Source organism: Cellvibrio sp. BR, from assembly GCF_000263355.1.
Classification (GTDB): Bacteria; Pseudomonadota; Gammaproteobacteria; order Pseudomonadales; family Cellvibrionaceae; genus Cellvibrio.
The window spans coordinates 257163-273336 of the sequence record NZ_JH668203.1; the positions used below are offsets into that span (position 1 = coordinate 257163).

General features: G+C 48.8%; 18 protein-coding genes. 5 read left to right on the forward strand and 13 right to left on the reverse strand.

Going from position 1 to position 16174, the window contains the following annotated elements; genetic code table 11:
- Positions 1-11: 11 nt before the first annotated feature.
- Positions 12-704 carry a TorF family putative porin gene (locus O59_RS14255; protein ID WP_007643933.1) on the forward strand — a complete coding sequence of 231 codons (693 nt, stop codon included), beginning with the start codon at positions 12-14 and terminating at the stop codon, positions 702-704.
- 71 nt (positions 705-775) lie between these two features.
- Here the strand turns inward: O59_RS14255 and O59_RS14260 are convergent, their stop codons facing one another.
- The 6 genes from O59_RS14260 to O59_RS14285 form a co-directional block, all read right to left on the reverse strand.
- A complete protein-coding gene (locus tag O59_RS14260; protein WP_040392752.1) occupies positions 776-1555 on the reverse strand; it encodes a hypothetical protein in 780 nt (259 codons plus the stop codon).
- 151 nt (positions 1556-1706) lie between these two features.
- Positions 1707-2291, reverse strand: coding sequence for a Fe-Mn family superoxide dismutase (locus O59_RS14265; RefSeq protein WP_007643938.1), 585 nt, complete (start codon positions 2289-2291; stop codon positions 1707-1709).
- Between the two features lie 173 nt (positions 2292-2464).
- Positions 2465-4099, reverse strand: a complete 1635-nt coding sequence (gene groL / locus O59_RS14270; RefSeq protein ID WP_007643940.1) for a chaperonin GroEL — start codon at positions 4097-4099, stop codon at positions 2465-2467.
- 82 nt (positions 4100-4181) lie between these two features.
- Positions 4182-4472: a co-chaperone GroES gene (locus tag O59_RS14275; RefSeq protein WP_007643943.1), complete on the reverse strand. Its 291-nt coding sequence runs from the start codon at positions 4470-4472 to the stop codon at positions 4182-4184.
- 317 nt (positions 4473-4789) lie between these two features.
- A complete protein-coding gene (locus tag O59_RS21100) occupies positions 4790-5341 on the reverse strand; it encodes an FxsA family protein (RefSeq protein ID WP_007643944.1) in 552 nt (183 codons plus the stop codon).
- A gap of 31 nt (positions 5342-5372) precedes the next feature.
- Complete coding sequence (locus O59_RS14285; protein ID WP_007643946.1) at positions 5373-6404, reverse strand: DUF481 domain-containing protein; 1032 nt, start codon at positions 6402-6404, stop codon at positions 5373-5375.
- 170 nt (positions 6405-6574) lie between these two features.
- Here O59_RS14285 and O59_RS14290 point away from each other — a divergent pair, with 170 nt between their 5' ends.
- Both O59_RS14290 and O59_RS14295 read left to right on the forward strand, forming a co-directional pair.
- Positions 6575-6919 (forward strand): MGMT family protein, encoded by a 345-nt coding sequence (locus O59_RS14290; protein ID WP_007643947.1) that lies wholly within the window; start codon positions 6575-6577, stop codon positions 6917-6919.
- Between the two features lie 11 nt (positions 6920-6930).
- Positions 6931-8223 (forward strand): MFS transporter, encoded by a 1293-nt coding sequence (locus O59_RS14295; RefSeq protein WP_040392756.1) that lies wholly within the window; start codon positions 6931-6933, stop codon positions 8221-8223.
- 94 nt (positions 8224-8317) lie between these two features.
- On the opposite strand, the gene O59_RS14300 is transcribed toward O59_RS14295, so the two are convergent.
- The 4 genes from O59_RS14300 to O59_RS14315 are packed head-to-tail and all read right to left on the reverse strand — an operon-like array spanning position 8318 to position 11926.
- The gene (locus O59_RS14300; protein WP_007643951.1) at positions 8318-8803 is read right to left on the reverse strand and encodes a YajQ family cyclic di-GMP-binding protein; all 486 of its coding nucleotides are present in this window, start codon (positions 8801-8803) and stop codon (positions 8318-8320) included.
- A gap of 48 nt (positions 8804-8851) precedes the next feature.
- Positions 8852-9829, reverse strand: a complete 978-nt coding sequence (gene ampE, locus O59_RS14305) for a regulatory signaling modulator protein AmpE (protein ID WP_007643952.1) — start codon at positions 9827-9829, stop codon at positions 8852-8854.
- Positions 9830-9872: 43 nt separating this feature from the next.
- Positions 9873-10433, reverse strand: coding sequence for a 1,6-anhydro-N-acetylmuramyl-L-alanine amidase AmpD (gene ampD, locus O59_RS14310; protein ID WP_007643953.1), 561 nt, complete (start codon positions 10431-10433; stop codon positions 9873-9875).
- Positions 10434-10444: 11 nt separating this feature from the next.
- Positions 10445-11926 (reverse strand): AAA family ATPase, encoded by a 1482-nt coding sequence (locus tag O59_RS14315; protein ID WP_007643954.1) that lies wholly within the window; start codon positions 11924-11926, stop codon positions 10445-10447.
- Between the two features lie 164 nt (positions 11927-12090).
- Between O59_RS14315 and coq7 the strand changes: the two genes are divergently transcribed.
- Positions 12091-12738 (forward strand): 2-polyprenyl-3-methyl-6-methoxy-1,4-benzoquinone monooxygenase, encoded by a 648-nt coding sequence (coq7, locus tag O59_RS14320; RefSeq protein ID WP_007643957.1) that lies wholly within the window; start codon positions 12091-12093, stop codon positions 12736-12738.
- Positions 12739-12843: 105 nt separating this feature from the next.
- On the opposite strand, the gene O59_RS14325 is transcribed toward coq7, so the two are convergent.
- Positions 12844-13263 carry an OsmC family protein gene (locus tag O59_RS14325; RefSeq protein ID WP_007643959.1) on the reverse strand — a complete coding sequence of 140 codons (420 nt, stop codon included), beginning with the start codon at positions 13261-13263 and terminating at the stop codon, positions 12844-12846.
- Positions 13264-13541: 278 nt separating this feature from the next.
- On the opposite strand from O59_RS14325, the gene crp reads away from it, so the two are divergent.
- Positions 13542-14177, forward strand: a complete 636-nt coding sequence (gene crp / locus O59_RS14330; RefSeq protein ID WP_007643960.1) for a cAMP-activated global transcriptional regulator CRP — start codon at positions 13542-13544, stop codon at positions 14175-14177.
- Positions 14178-14265: 88 nt separating this feature from the next.
- Here the strand turns inward: crp and trpC are convergent, their stop codons facing one another.
- Positions 14266-15063, reverse strand: a complete 798-nt coding sequence (gene trpC / locus O59_RS14335; RefSeq protein ID WP_007643962.1) for an indole-3-glycerol phosphate synthase TrpC — start codon at positions 15061-15063, stop codon at positions 14266-14268.
- A 28-nt stretch (positions 15064-15091) separates the two neighbouring features.
- Complete coding sequence (gene trpD / locus O59_RS14340) at positions 15092-16123, reverse strand: anthranilate phosphoribosyltransferase (RefSeq protein ID WP_040392758.1); 1032 nt, start codon at positions 16121-16123, stop codon at positions 15092-15094.
- Positions 16124-16174: the final 51 nt, after the last annotated feature.

Sequence of the window (16174 nt, forward strand, 5' to 3'; positions counted from 1 at the left end):
GGAGATTGACCGTGAAGCTTATTGGTACTTATCAGCTGGCGGCACTGTGTTTAGCAACCGTAAATCTGGCGGCACCAGTGCAAGCAGAGGTATCAGGCAAAGTCTCGTTTGTTAGCAATTATCTCTCCTATGGTTTATCACAAACACAGGATGACCCGGCACTGCAATTCACCACCACCTGGTCGGGCGAATCAGGTTTATATCTAAGCGGTTGGGCATCACAAGTAGATTTTGGAGAGGAGACCGATACCGAAATCGGCGTCTATGCCGGGTACTACAACACATTTTCCGACACACTATCGCTTGACGCAGGCGTCGCCCAATTTTTGTATGAGGGCGCAGATATCAGTGACGATTACAGCTACAACGAAGTTTATGCCACCTTACACACTTCACTATTAAGCCTTGGGTTTCATTACGCATGGGATTATTTTGGCAGCGGAGCCGAGTACACCGTAGTGCAAGTTTCCAAACAATTTCCGCTTAACGATTGGTTCAACTTAACTCTGGGAGCTGACTACGCAGTCACGGGCGATGAAAATAAATATTCAATTCTGGGGGAATCTGATTATTTGCATTATTTTCTTCGTGCAGAAAAAGACTGGCGTGGTTTGCAGTGGAGTTTGAGTGTGCATGAAACCACTATGCCTGAAACAGAAACCGATGAGGCGCGCGCAGTTGCAGGTATTGGTTGGGCTTTTTAAAGAAAAATAGCGAAGAAAATAAGCAGAGTAAAAGCGCCCCGGTAAAAAACCCGGGGCACTGGTGTGGGTGTTTAGGGCTTGGCGGTTAGCTGTTGTTTAATCTGCAACAGCTCGCGATTGGTGCTGCGACGGAAGTCATCAATAGCCGCAATCGCCTCATCATGATTGCGGATACGTGTCGCCAAGCTATCCAACGCTGTCATTTCCAGCGACATTTTGTCCAACTGCTCTTTCAGCTGCTGAACACTTTGGGTTTGCTGGCTAACACTGGTAGCCATGCCATCAATTTTTGCAGCCGCGCCATCGGCAACAGTTTTATTAGCCGCTAGCTCTTGCTTGAGGGAGGCCGCCGTTGTTTTTGCATCTGTTGCGGTTTTTTGTGCATTGGCAACATCTCGCCCCACCGCCGTCGTTTTTTCTGTATTGGCAGCGATTGCTTTGCGATTGGTTTCAACCAAACCAGCGATACGACGCACTTCACCGTCTATTTTCTTCAAGTTGGACTGCAGCGTCACTACCGATGCACTGGACTCCTCAGACGTCATACTCAACTGCTGTTCCAAGCCCTGGATACGTGCATCCGCCTGTTTCAACATGGCTTGCGCTTGAAATAGCTGCCACCCTAAAAAACCTGCACCCGCTGCCGCAACCAACGCGATAACCAGAGCAACAGCTGGCAAACTACTGGATGGCGCTTGAGCATAAACAGGGGCCGATGCCGCTTTACGTGCAGGGCGAGCAGATGCAGGCTCGTCATCATGATCGCGAAGCGGCGCTTGCGGGCGACGCGATGTAGATTCCGCTGGTTCAGACACAGCGCCAGTGGACAATGTGGGTTCTCTGCGTTCCATAACAACAGCTACCTTAACGATGAGTCAGTGAAATAAATGGGTAATAAGTGCGCGCATTTTATAGCAGCAGCCCGCACAAACATAGGCTGCGATTTTTATTTCACGCAATAAAAAACGGGCCCGCAGGCCCGTTTCCAGTGCAAACAACTAATTACTTGGCGTAGTTAGCGTTCACAAATTCCCAGTTCACTAACGCCCAGAAAGCGTTCATGTAGGTTGGGCGCGCATTGCGGTAGTCGATGTAGTAAGCGTGTTCCCACAAATCCACAGTCAGAATGGGGGTCACAGACGCGTCAGTCAATGGAGTAGCTGCGTTGCTAGTGTTAACAATAGCTACTGAACCATCGGCTTTTTTCACCAACCAGGTCCAGCTTGAACCGAAATTGTTGATGGCAGAGTTAGTGAACTCTTCTTTAAATTTGTCGAATGAACCAAAGGCTGCATTGATTGCATCTGCTACTGCGCCAGTTGCTGCGCCGCCACCGTTGGGGCTCAGGCAGTGCCAGTAGAAGGTGTGGTTCCAAATTTGCGCAGCATTATTGAATACACCGCCAGAAGAAGTTTTGATCACATCTTCCAGGCTTTTGCCTTCAAATTCGGTGCCGGGAACCAAACCGTTCAACTTATCAACATAAGTTTTATGGTGCTTGCCGTGGTGAAATTCCAGAGTTTCTTTAGAAATGTGAGGAGCCAGAGCGTCAATTGCGTAAGGCAATGCGGGTAATTCAAAAGCCATGATGTTTCTCCTAATTCACGGTTGTGTAAATTTAGCGTTGTTCAAAATCCGGGGCAAATAATACCAACTAAATGATTTTGGCATTATTAAAAATTTGCTATCGCTATTTAAAAAAAGGTAGAGGCCGAAAACAATTGCGGCCCACTAGGGGCCGCAACTATCGATGGGTCGATTTACATCATACCGCCCATACCACCCATACCGCCCATATCTGGTGCAGCAGGTTTATCTTCTGGCAAATCAGCAACCATTGCTTCGGTAGTGATCATCAAACCAGCGATAGAACCAGCAGCTTGCAAGGCTGAACGGGTTACTTTGGCTGGGTCGAGAATACCCATTTCCAGCATATCGCCGTATACACCAGTCGCGGCGTTGTAACCGTAGTTACCAGTACCTTTCTTCACCTGGTCAGCAACAACAGACGGCTCATCACCAGCGTTGGCAACGATTTGACGCAGTGGAGCTTCCATTGCACGACGAGCAATACCGATACCGGCATTTTGATCTTCGTTGTCACCTTTCAGGTCAGCGATAGCCGCAACAGCACGGATCAGTGCAGTACCACCGCCGGGAACCACGCCTTCTTCTACCGCTGCACGAGTTGCATGCAGAGCATCTTCAACGCGTGCTTTTTTCTCTTTCATTTCAACTTCAGTCGCTGCGCCGACTTTAATTACCGCAACACCGCCAGCCAATTTTGCTACGCGCTCTTGCAGTTTTTCACGGTCGTAGTCAGAAGAAGTTTCTTCGATTTGTACGCGAATTTGTTGAACGCGTGATTTGATTTCTTCCGCGTTACCAGCACCGTCAACAATTACGGTGTTGTCTTTGTTCATGGTTACGCGTTTTGCAGTACCCAAGTGCTCGATGGTAGCGCTTTCCAAATCCAGACCAACTTCTTCTGAAATCACAGTACCGCCGGTCAATACAGCGATGTCTTGCAACATAGCTTTACGGCGGTCACCGAAACCAGGTGCCTTAACAGCAGCTACTTTCACGATACCGCGAATGTTGTTCACGACTAAAGTTGCCAAGGCTTCGCCTTCAACGTCTTCAGCAACGATTACCAGTGGCTTGCCTGACTTGGCAACGCCTTCCAGTACGGGCAGCAATTCGCGGATGTTGGAGATTTTTTTGTCAACCAACAGGATGAATGGATGATCGTGCTCAACGCTCATGTTGTCCTGGTTGTTGATGAAGTAAGGAGACAAGTAGCCACGGTCAAACTGCATACCTTCTACCACGTCCAACTCGTTGTCGAGACTGGTGCCTTCTTCAACAGTGATCACGCCTTCTTTGCCTACTTTTTCCATGGCTTCAGCAATCAACTCACCCACAGAAGTATCGCTATTAGCAGAGATGCTACCGACTTGAGAGATAGACTTGGTATCAACGCATGGCTGGGCGATAGATTTAACGTGAGCAACTGCAGCAGTGATTGCTTTGTCGATCCCGCGCTTCAAATCCATTGGGTTCATACCCGCCGCAACAGATTTCAAACCTTCGTTCACAATAGCTTGTGCCAATACAGTAGCGGTGGTGGTACCGTCACCGGCGTCGTCAGAAGCGCGAGAAGCTACTTCTTTCAACATTTGTGCACCCATATTTTCAAACTTGTCTTTCAGGCTGATTTCTTTGGCAACTGATACGCCATCTTTAGTGATGGTGGGAGCGCCGAAGGACTTCTCCAACACCACGTTGCGGCCTTTAGGGCCAAGCGTCGCTTTAACTGCATCGGCCAGAATATTTACACCGGCCAACATGCGTTGACGTGCGTTATCACCAAATTTCACTTCTTTAGCTGACATATTTTCAATTCCTACAAACTTTTGTTAACCCAAGGAGATCGACGCAATGCGACCTCACCTTACATTTTTTGCAGCGTCTGGTTTACACCAATACGGCTTTGATATCTGACTCGTTGAGGATAACCAACTCTTCGCCATCAATAGTGATAGTGTCGCTACCGGCATATTTACCGAATACCACTACGTCACCTACTTTTACATCCAATGGGCGCAGCTCACCGCTCGCCAATACGCGGCCATTACCTACAGCAACCACTTCGCCTTGATTAGGCTTTTCTTTCGCAGCGCCAGACAAAATGATGCCACCGGCAGTTTTGGTTTCTTCTTCTTTGCGACGAATAACAACGCGATCGTGTAACGGACGAATTTTCATGAACATTTGTCTCCTAAACAAACAGGTTAAACGAGCGAAGAGCCAGACTCTTGATCACAAGAGCGCATGGCTCAGGCTTGATGACATATAGGGATGGTCTTGAAGGTTTCAAGGCCCATCAGTAAGGCCACCGATCTACAGGGTCAACCCGGAAACCGGTAGCCAATAAAGCGGTGAAACCTATGTGGGGTTAGCAATGGGGATTTCAACCTGAGGGGGCAAAAAATCTTGCAATAAAAGTGGTTTCTTTCATTTACGGCAGAAATCAGGGCATCTTTGGCCCTATTGAGCGAAAGGTTATTTAGCAGGGAGCTGTATTAGTTAGAGGGACGCTTATCGTCAGGTGATGCATCGGCTGGCTGATCGATCAATAGACCTTGGTGTTTGGGGTCGCTCTCATCATCGCGGGCAGCAGGCCCTTGATGCTCATAGACAGTGCCCCGCCCAGCAGCGGTGGCGTCACGCTTAAAACCTGCCGGGGTAAAACCCGCCGTGTAAAAGCCACTTGCCGAGGCGCGCATCGCCATTTTGGCCAGCCAACGTTTTAACAGCAACTGCCGAACCAGCGGAATAAAACAGAGCAACGCCAAAAGATCGGTGAGGAAACCAGGGATTATCAACAGCACTGCACCCACCGCTTTAAACAGATTGCCGGCCAACGCCTGCGCGGGCAACTCGCCCTCCATTCGCATGTTTTGCGCGGTGCGCAGCATGCTGGAGGCTCCCAGGTAGCGAAGCAGGTTCACACCAAGTACGATCATCAATGCCAACCAGCCAATCACTGCCAAAGCGCCCACTTCACTGCCGATTTCAATCATCAACCAGAGTTCGATAATGGGCAGTAACAGAATTAGCAGTGGCAGACGCATAACAGATTTCCAATACACATGGCCGGGCAGTTTACCACTTGTAACTCACCCCCAGCGACATTCGCGTGTCCTTGTCCTGACGGGTGGGTTGCGGGTCGGTATCCAACCAGTAATCAATTTTAAATTCAGAATAAATCCGCTCAAGAATCTTGGAACTTAGGCCGGTCGAGGTTTTTAACTGTAGGTTAGGGTCTTGTTCGGTCGACTGCAGCAGTTCGTTATTGTGAAAAAAACCAACCCCCCAAGGAAGGTTGTAACGAAAATCCAGCGCCATGCCCAAGGCCATAAAGTCATCCTCAAGGGCATAGTCGCCCACCAAATCGGCAGGTAATTGGTAGGATTCCTGATGCAACGCCAAACCCGACCTCAGTGATAACGCCATGGTTTTGTTATCAAAGAACTGATAGCCCGTGCCAGAACCAAAGCGCTGGTAGGTACGCATGCCCCGTTGTGGGTCGGCACCGGCAAGCACACTGTTGTACCAAAACCAATGCTCCCCAAAAAACCAATCCAGGGCGTAACGGCTATTCCAGCGCTTTTGGGGGCGCGAGTAGTTCCATGAGGCCCGCGAGAACTCGCCGCCAAACAGGTGGCGAAAATCGTTGCGGCGCAGACTGAATTCCCCTTGGGCATTCCATTCATCCCGCACTTCATTACCGCGCGAGTATGCCCCCCACAGGTTGATCCGCCCCTGATGGGTATAGCTGCCTTTTTTAAACTCTTCATAAGGCATGAGCGTTTTTATGCGCAGCAGAGATGCACGCTTGATGCGGTTGGGATCACCACAGTGATAACGCAAAAACTCCGCATCCATTGGTTGCAAATGACAAGGTAATTTATTGCCATTGATTTTTAATGCAACGTCGCTATGGATATTTTTGATATTGGTCTTTTTAATCTGCTGCTCGCCAAAGTTGGTGGAACGCCACAGCAGATGCTCCTCATCAATACTCACTAACTCGCCTTCCAATCGGTCGCCGTTGAGCAGCTCAACAACGCCGGCAAGGGCGACATCAACCTGCAGCAACAACAGCAAAACAATAAGTGATGTGGTTTTTTTCACAGCGAGACCTTTTACAAGGAATGGTTTATTGGACGGCTAATTATCATTAAAGTGACGCCACACCAGCACTGCAATGCCAGAAATGTTAATAGTGTTAACTTAAGTTTCCTCGGGTTTATTGATGTAAATTCAATATTCACTTGAGCAAAATAGCGAGCCAACTACGCCCCATGAGTAATTCCAGCCAACACAAGGAAGCCATCTACCTTGCATTAATGACCATTCCCGCCGGAAAAGTGGTGACTTATGGCGAATTGGCCAGGCTCGCAGGCTTGCCTGGCGCCGCTCGTCTTGCAGGTACACTCATGGCAGGTTTGAGCGAGAACACCGCCCTGCCCTGGCACAGGGTTATAAATGCACAGGGGCGAATTTCACTACCGGAAAATTCCCCCGCACGAAACATGCAACAGACGCGGTTAGAAGCAGAGGGCGTGATATTTGAGCGAGGGAAAATTAATCTGCGGATTTACAGTTACAATGCTGAGCCAACCCGCTCAAACACTCACAAAAAATGAACACCCGCCCTATGAATTCACCCCAACAAAGCAGTTCCAGTAATACCAATTACAAAGGCTGGCGCGGTATCAAACGCGCCTTTGCTACGCCCTCGGCACTCACTATGCTGTTTTTAGGTTTTGGCTCGGGCTTACCGTTTTTATTGGTGGGCGCCACGCTCTCCACCTGGTTGCGCGATACGGGTGTAGCACTGAGTGTGATTGGCTTGATCAGTTATGCCAGTTTTTTTTACGTGCTGAAATTTTTGTGGGCCCCCTTGGTTGACCGCTACCCGCTGCCATTTTTAGGGCGCCGAAAAGGTTGGCTCGCGCTGTCGCAATTAATGCTAATGGGTGCGCTCGCGGGCATGGCACTAATGGGCCCGCAATCGTCGCTACTATTATTTGTTGTACTGGCGGGGCTGGTTGCGTTTGCCGGCGCTACACAAGACATAGTGGTTGATGCTTATCGCATTGAAGTAGCTCCGGTGGAGTCGCAAGCAGCGCTCGCGGCAACCTATATTTTGGGCTATCGCTTCGGGTTGATTTTATCAGGCGCCATCGCATTGTATTTAGCAGAACTCACTGGTTGGACGGTTGCTTATTTAATAATGGCCACCTGCGTTTTGCTGCCGCTCTTTGCAGGGCTTTTATCCAAAGAACCGGCTGCACAGGAATTAATTGTGCGCGAAATTCGTTTGTGGGATGCATTTATAAAACCGTTTCAGGAGTTTTTCTCGCGCAATGGAATTTGGCTCGGTTTGGCTTTATTAGCGTTCGTCGGGCTATTCAAACTACCGGATCAAATGATTGGCGTCTTGGCCGGGCCATTTTATTTAGACTCTGGCTACACCAAAGCCGATATAGCGACAGTCTCAAAAATTTACGGTGTTTGGATTGGTATCGCAGGCGCATTTCTGGGTGGGATTTGTATAGCCGCATTTAGTTTGCGTTCAATGCTAGTGGTAGCGGCACTTGCGGTATCTATTTCTAACATCACTTATCTATTGATGGCTTACAACCCCGGCCAAAGCTGGGCTTTCTTTGCCACGATCAGTGCCGACAATTTATCGCAAGGCTTTGCGGGTGTTGTGTTAGTCGCGTTTATGTCGAGTCTCACAAATCGCAACTTCACCGCAACGCAGTATGCGTTACTCGTTTCTCTCGCACATTTACCGGGTAAATTTATTGGCGGTTTGTCAGGCTATATCGTGGAAGCCAGCAGCTATTCCGCCTTTTTTATCCTGAGTACATTTTCGGTCGTACCTACCCTGCTACTGCTTGCGTGGATATGGCATCGCATCAAAGACGATAACCAGCAGTAAATCAAGGCATACAGCAATAAAAAGGCCGCCGGATTTCTCCGGCGGCCTTTCAGTTTACAAACAATGTTTTCGAAAACATTTGAATTCTATAAAGCTAGTCCCTGAAGTTTTCAAACTGCAATGGCATATCTATATCTTCTGCGGCACGCAACATGGCTATTGCCTCTTGCAGGTCGTCGCGCTTCTTGCCGGTAATACGCACTTGATCGCCCTGAATAGAAGCTTGCACTTTTAGCTTGCCATCTTTAACCATGCGCACAATTTTTTTCGCCAATTCAGTTTCCACGCCAGTGCGCACCACAATATCTTTTTTTACTTGCTTGCCTGACGTTTTAACCGGCTTAACTTCCAAACATGAAACCCCGATACCATTTTTGTGCAAAGCACTGCGCAGAGAATCCAACATTGCATCGAGCTGATATTCATTATCCGCTGTAATCGTAATTTCATATTCTTTGCGATCAAACTTGGCATCGACACCCTTGAAATCATAGCGACTAGTAATCACTTTACTTGCCTGATCCACCGCGTTGGTAAGCGCATGTTTATCAACTTCGGAAACCACATCAAATGACGGCATAACTAACCTCTTTCATACAAAATTAAATCATTAATAAACCAACAACGGTCACACAACCAGCGTTGCAAACGCAATCGCACAAATCCAGAACAATAGCGAACGCGAATAGAGCGGTAAGCTCGATTTCACCAAGGCAAAAGAATAAGCGGGCTCGGTATGGGTGGTTATTACGTCGCCAGTAAGATCCTCGATAATATCCTGCGTCTCTTCCGCCATTTCCTCTTCCATTTCGGCTTTTTCTTCGCTGTTCATTTGTGCCATAGCCGCTGTTGAACAGTCCGTTGGGGCACCCAGTGCACCGCGCAAACATTCATTCAAGACATAGTCGGATGGACTTTGGGTATCCAATAAATTTTTGCGCAAAGGGCAGGTTTCAAAATTACCGACAAACGCCCAGGTTACGCCCATTAAACGTACCGCCGGCAGTTCAAGTAACCACAACCACTTGCTCGCTGTACCGAAAGCATCACTTTCCAGTGGCGAAAAATCGCGATAGAGCACACTTAAACGATAGAGCAAAGCACCAAATGGTCCCGCGATAAAAAACCAGAAAAGTACAGCAAAACTGCGCTCAAACCCGCGATAGGCAATGACCTTCAATGCCTCCGTATGCAATTCGCGCCAATCTGAAACTTCAGCGCTGTTATGATCCGCCGGAGCATTGCCGCGTAGACGATCAATCAACTGCGCCGCCGCCACACCATCACCCCGTGTTGCAAGTGCAATATATTCGCGTGCATCAACCAAAATGTTGCCGCGCCCCAAGCTATACAACAACACCGGAACATAGAGGAAAAACAACCAGTGTTTACCTGCAAATTCATTGATCAGTAAGAAAATAAATATCAACGCTACCAATGGAATTAGCAGCGCCAAGAGTAGCGGAGGAATGGGCGATGCGGAAAATCCGGGGATTTTTTGCAGGCGGTTGATTAGCCATTTAAACCAGCCATCGTAATGAATGAAGCTGGCAGAACCGAGCCAGTAAACGATTGCAAGAACAACAACCAAGCTGAGAAAAATCATTGTGTTTTATCACTCATCGGTCAATAAATGTGAAGCGAGGGCTTTATTCAAGCGCTCTGCGAAAACGCTGCCAATCAAAGGCGGGGCCCGGGTCGGTCTTGCGTCCGGGCGCTATATGCTCATGACCAGTGATGCGCTCAGGCGTTAGTTTAGGATAAGTCAGCATCAACTGGCGAGTAACTTTCTCCAGCGCGCGATATTGGGCATCGCTGTAAGGCAGCTCATCGGTGCCCTCCAGCTCTATGCCAATACTGTAATCATTACAGTTGGGAACCCCATCAAAACTGGAGGCACCCGCATGCCAGGCACGCGCAGTAAATGGGGCAAATTGGGTAATTGCACCATCGCGCTCAATAAATAAATGTGCAGAAACGGTTAAACCAGCAATAGTCGAAAAATAAGGATGTACATTCGCATCGAGCTTATTTTGAAAAAATGCCTGCACATAACCACCACCAAATTCACCCGGCGGCAAACTGATATTGTGCACCACGAGCAAACTGATATCCGCCGTCTCCGGTCGCTCATTAATATTGGGCGATGGACAAATGCGGGCACCACTTAGCCAACCATCGCAAATCTCAAAAGCATTATTTATCGTCATGATGCACCTGTTTATGCGGGAATGGTGCGATCTTCCGCCCAGCGCCGCAATTGTGAAATCTGCTCAGCCATCACCACCGACAAGGGGCTAGTAGCCGCGATTTCACCTAACAAAATATCAGTAGTCAGCGCCCGCGCTTCTGCGGCTGCTGAATAAAGCGCCGCGATAATCGCCTGCTCAATTTCTGAACCCGAGAAACCGTCACTCGCATCCGCCAAACGCAGCAAATCAAATTGCTGCGCATCGCAGCCACGCTTGCGCAGATGAATGGCAAAAATATCCTGCCGCACGGCTGCCTCTGGCAAATCGACGAAAAAGATTTCATCCAACCGACCTTTGCGGATCAATTCCGGCGGTAAACGCGAAATATCATTACTGGTGGCAACAATAAACACCCGCGAACGACGCTCTGCCATCCAGGTCAATAATGTGCCCAATAAACGTTGCGACACGCCATTATCGTTGCCGTCTTGCGCCATGCCTTTTTCAATTTCATCCAACCAGAGCACACAGGGCGACATGGCATCCGCCAATTTGAGCGCCTCGCGTAGGTTGCGCTCGGTTTCTCCGTGAAATTTATTGTAGAGCGCACCAACATCCATACGCATTAATGGCAAACCCCAAAGCCCCGCTACAGCTTTGGCGGCGAGACTTTTACCACCACCCTGTACGCCGAGTAGCAAAATGCCCTTAGGGCGATCAAGTTTGGAATCTTCATCATTAAAGGCGCCGCGTCGCGTGAGTAGCCAGCGCTTTAGGTTATGTAAACCACCGACATTGGAGAAATCCTCCGTCTGCTGCTCAAAGCTGACCACGCCCTCCATATCCAGTAGCGCAAATTTGGATTTATTGATTTTGGGCAAGTCGTCTTCATTGAGCGAACCATCATTCCAAATCGCGCTGCGCACGAGACGACGCACATCACTGATACTCATGCCCTGCAGATTGTTTACCACTTTTTTGAGGGTGATATTATCGGTTTTCACCCGCGCACCCGCGTGGCGATCCGACCAGTCTTTGGCTTCCTCTCGAATGATCTCCATAATTTTGTCGTCACTCGGCAACGTCAATGCATAGGACGCACTGTAGCGTGACAACTCCGGCGGCAAGCGCAGTTGATAGCTCAGCAGTACCAGCGTATGAGGCACCGCAAAATGATTGAGCGCGATATCTTTTAGCAGGCGCACCACTTGCGCGTTATCCGCCAGAAATGGATGCAAATCGCACAAGGCGAACATAGCGGGCTGGTGCAATTGCTTGATATGACGCAGCATTTCCTCAGGATCATTTAACGCGCTGGCCTTGGGCACCAACTGCGGGCCAAAACTCAAACGAGCCAAACCATCGGTGAGCGACCAGCGATGCAAATCTTTGCCCTGGGTATTTGCTACTTTCAACAATACATCCAGTGCTTTTTTCTCTTCGAAGGTTTCTATCACTACCAATGGGATACGGGCATCCAACAGCAGTTTTATTTCGTTTACATCTTGCACGCTTGTCTCCTTCGAGCAGGAAATGAATTCAAGACGCAAGCATGCAGTGCGACATGCCGGCTTGCAATGGTTTGATGCAACGCAAACAAATGCACCAAGGCATAAGTGCCGAGCCCGGCGATTTCTGTTTAAATAGCCCTATTATTGTTTCAAGGTGACGCACCATGTCCCAGATTAGACACAGTTTCATCGACAACCTGATTATTAATGCCGACCGCGCCCTGCGCACTCTCGCAGCCGGAAGTGACATGTCATGCGAGCGCCCATCACCGGCACAACCCCTGGATGAAGCGGCGCTATCAGAGGCCGAGCGAAAAAAATCTGCAGCACTGATGCGCGTAAATCACACCGGTGAAGTCTGCGCCCAAGCGCTCTATCAAGGGCAAGCTCTCACCGCCAAGCTGCCCCATGTGCGCGCTGAAATGGAACATGCTGCCGCCGAGGAAATTGATCATTTAGTCTGGTGCCAGCAACGTATCGACGCTTTAGGTAGCCATACCAGTTATTTAAATCCAGTATGGTACGGCCTCTCATTCATGATTGGCGCAGGTGCAGGTTTGGTCAGCGACAAGGTGAGTTTAGGCTTTGTCGCCGCAACGGAAGATCAGGTTTGTAAGCATCTGCAACATCACTTGGCTGAGCTACCGCAGGAAGATCTGCGCAGCCGAGCAGTAGTAGAACAAATGCTGGAAGATGAAGCGCGCCATGCCGATATGGCACTCAGCGCTGGCGGTTATCGTTTCCCGGCGCCGGTAAAAGGAGTGATGACACTGGTATCCAAACTGATGACCAGCACCAGCTATCGCATTTAGCTGCCTATCAAACAAAGCTCCTCTACCACCCTGTCAAAAACAACAATGCCCGCACTAAGCGGGCATTGTTATTTTTTGATTCCAGAGCCGCAGTGCGGAAGAAAATCAGGCCTCACGAATCTCATAGGAATGGGTAATTTCCACGCCCCCCGCTTCCAACATGATAGAAGCAGAGCAATATTTGGTCGCCGATAATTCAACCGCACGTTTCACTTGCGCTTCTTTAAGCTCTTTTCCTGTCACCAAAAACTTCATATGAATTTTGGTAAAGGGTGAAGGAACGCCCTCAGCACGCTCGGCTTCCAGTTCACAACGGCAGTCGGTGACTTGCTGACGCGCTTTGGTGAGAATACTCATCACATCGAACGAAGAGCAGCCACCCAAGCCAATCAACAACATTTCCATTGGGCGCACACCGGTATTACGTCCACCGTGATCGGGAGGACCATCCATTAATACTGCGTGACCACTACCTGACTCACCTAAAAATTGAGCACCATCTACCCACTTAACTACTGCTTGCATAGGATTGTACCGCCAGAAAAATCGTGTTTAAAAATAGGCGCTTAGCGTAACACAGCGACCATAGAAATCGAAAATGTCACGAAAATCAACGTACAGCACAGATTTAGCGTTTTTTTGTAGACAATTCATTTGTCTGAGCTTATAACTGCATCACAAATTTTAAGGTTGTTTTGGCATATCTCTAGCTGTACTTTAAGCCTGTGTCATAATAAATTTTATATCCGAAATAGTGATATAAATACTAACTAATTATTACCTTTTATCATTGGAGCCACACCTTGGTCGCTGTCTCACTCACACCGCACATTAAGAATGTGGAAGAATTTCTGGTTCATTGTCATCGCCGTCGTTATCCAGCCAAGAGTACTATTATCTACGCCGGCGACAAAAGCGACTCGCTCTACTACATAGTCAAAGGTTCAGTGACCGTACTGATTGAAGACGATGAAGGCCACGAAATGATCGTTGCCTATCTCAATGACGGTGACTTTTTTGGCGAAATGGGGTTGTTCGATGACAAAGACTCCCGCAGCGCTTGGGTGCGTGCAAAATCGGAATGTGAAGTCGCTGAAATCAGCTATGCCAAATTTCAGGAGATTTCTGAAGACCATCCTGAGTTTTTGTTTGCACTTGGCAGCCAAATGGCGCGCCGCTTGCGCGCAACTACGCGTAAAGTGGGCGATTTAGCATTTTTGGATGTAACCGGTCGCGTTGCCCGTACGCTGCTGGAGCTGTGTAAGGAACCAGACGCAATGACCCACCCCGACGGCATGCAAATTAAAATCACGCGTCAGGAAATTGGTCGCATAGTGGGCTGTTCGCGCGAAATGGTTGGCCGCGTACTCAAGACCTTAGAAGAACAAGGCTTGGTGATGGTGAAAGGCAAAACCATGGTGGTTTACGGTACTCGCTAATACTTTTGCTTAGCTAAAAAACAAAGCCCGCTGAATGCGGGCTTTGTTTTTTCTACTACCGGAAAATCGGCCAATCAATGTAATGCAGTTAAGCGAAAAACTCCGCAAGTGCTGCACCCGGCTCATCCGCACGCATAAATGCCTCACCCACCAAAAATGCATTTACATTCTTGCTGCGCATAGCATGTACATCGGCTGGAGCGAGAATTCCGCTTTCTGTTACCACGATACGGTCGCTACCGATTTTATCCAGCAACTTATATGTCGTTTCCAGTGTTACATCAAAGGTATGCAAATTGCGGTTATTAATACCGATTAATTTATTCGGCAATTCCAGCGCGACATCCAGCTCGGCTTCATCGTGGACTTCCACCAAGACATCCAACCCGATTGATTGTGCCAGCGTATTAAGCTCTGTTAACTTCTCAGGAGTGAGCGCTGCAACAATCAACAATACGCAATCTGCACCCATGGCTCTGGCTTCGTAGATCTGGTACTCATCCACCAGGAAGTCTTTGCGAATCACGGGCAAACTCACTGCAGCGCGAGCTTGTTGCAAATATTCATCAGCCCCTTGGAAAAAATCCACATCGGTTAAGATCGACAAACAGGCGGCACCGCCCTGCTCATAGGAACGAGCGAGTTCGGCGGGCACAAAGTGCTCGCGAATCACACCTTTACTAGGTGATGCTTTTTTAATTTCTGCAATCACACCGGCTTTGCCTTGTGCGATTTTGCTTTCGATCGCTTTTACAAAACCACGCGCAGGCGCTTGTAATGCAGCCTTTGCCTTTAATTGCTCCAGTGAAACCTGCGCTTTGCGCTCCGCAATTTCTTCCCACTTTCGCGCAATAATTTTACGCAGTACGGTTGGTGTGTCGGACATGAATAATTTCCAGAAACAATCGATAAGGTTATTGCAAATATTGGGTAAAAGCAGCGAGCTCACGGATCTTTTCGCCAGCCAAACTGCTGCCAATCGCATCGCGCGCCATTTCCACGCCATCCGACAAGCTGCTCGCCACACCGCTAACATAAATCGCCGCGCCGGCATTGAGCGCAATGATATCCGCCGCTTTTTCAGCATATTGGCCGCGCCGATTACCCAGCGCATCGCGGATCAACAGGAGTGAATCTTCAGCATTGCTAACACTTAAGCCAATCAAACTTTTGGACTGCATACCAAAATCTTCCGGCTTAATAATGTACTCACGAATCTCGCCATTTTTTAATTCGGCGATTTGGGTTTCGGTCGCAAGGCTAATCTCATCCAAGCCATCTTTCGCATGCACCACCATCACATGCTCGCTGCCTAAACGACCCAACACTTCCGCCATAGGTTTGCAAAGCTCGCCATTGAATACACCAATTACCTGACGCTTTACATTGGCAGGATTTGTCATTGGGCCGAGCATATTAAAAATAGTGCGCATTCCCAGTTCTTTGCGCGGGCCAATGGCGTGACGCATTGCGCTGTGATGAGCAGGCGCGAACATAAAACCCACACCAATTTCACGCACGCAGCGCGCAACTTGCTCGGCAGTAATATCCAATTTAATGCCTGCTGCCTCCAATACATCAGCACTACCGGTGGAGCTGGATACCGAACGATTGCCATGCTTAGCCACGCGACCACCCGCTGCCGCCACTACAAATGCACTCGCGGTTGAGACGTTGAATAAATTGGCTCCATCACCGCCAGTGCCACAGGTATCAACCAGGAAATCGACATTAATATCTACCGGTGTTGCCAACTCGCGCATAACCATAGCCGCGCCGGTGATTTCATCCAGGGTTTCACCCTTCATACGCAGGGCAACCAAAAAACCACCAATTTGGGCGGGCGTGGCTCCGCCAGTCATCACAATACGCATCACGGAAATCATTTCTTCCGTGGTCAAATCGATTCGCGCCACCAGTTTTGTTAAGGCTTGTTTGATATCCATTGCCATTACCCTTTTTAGAATGAGCACAGACTTAAAGAATGCGCTGTTTTT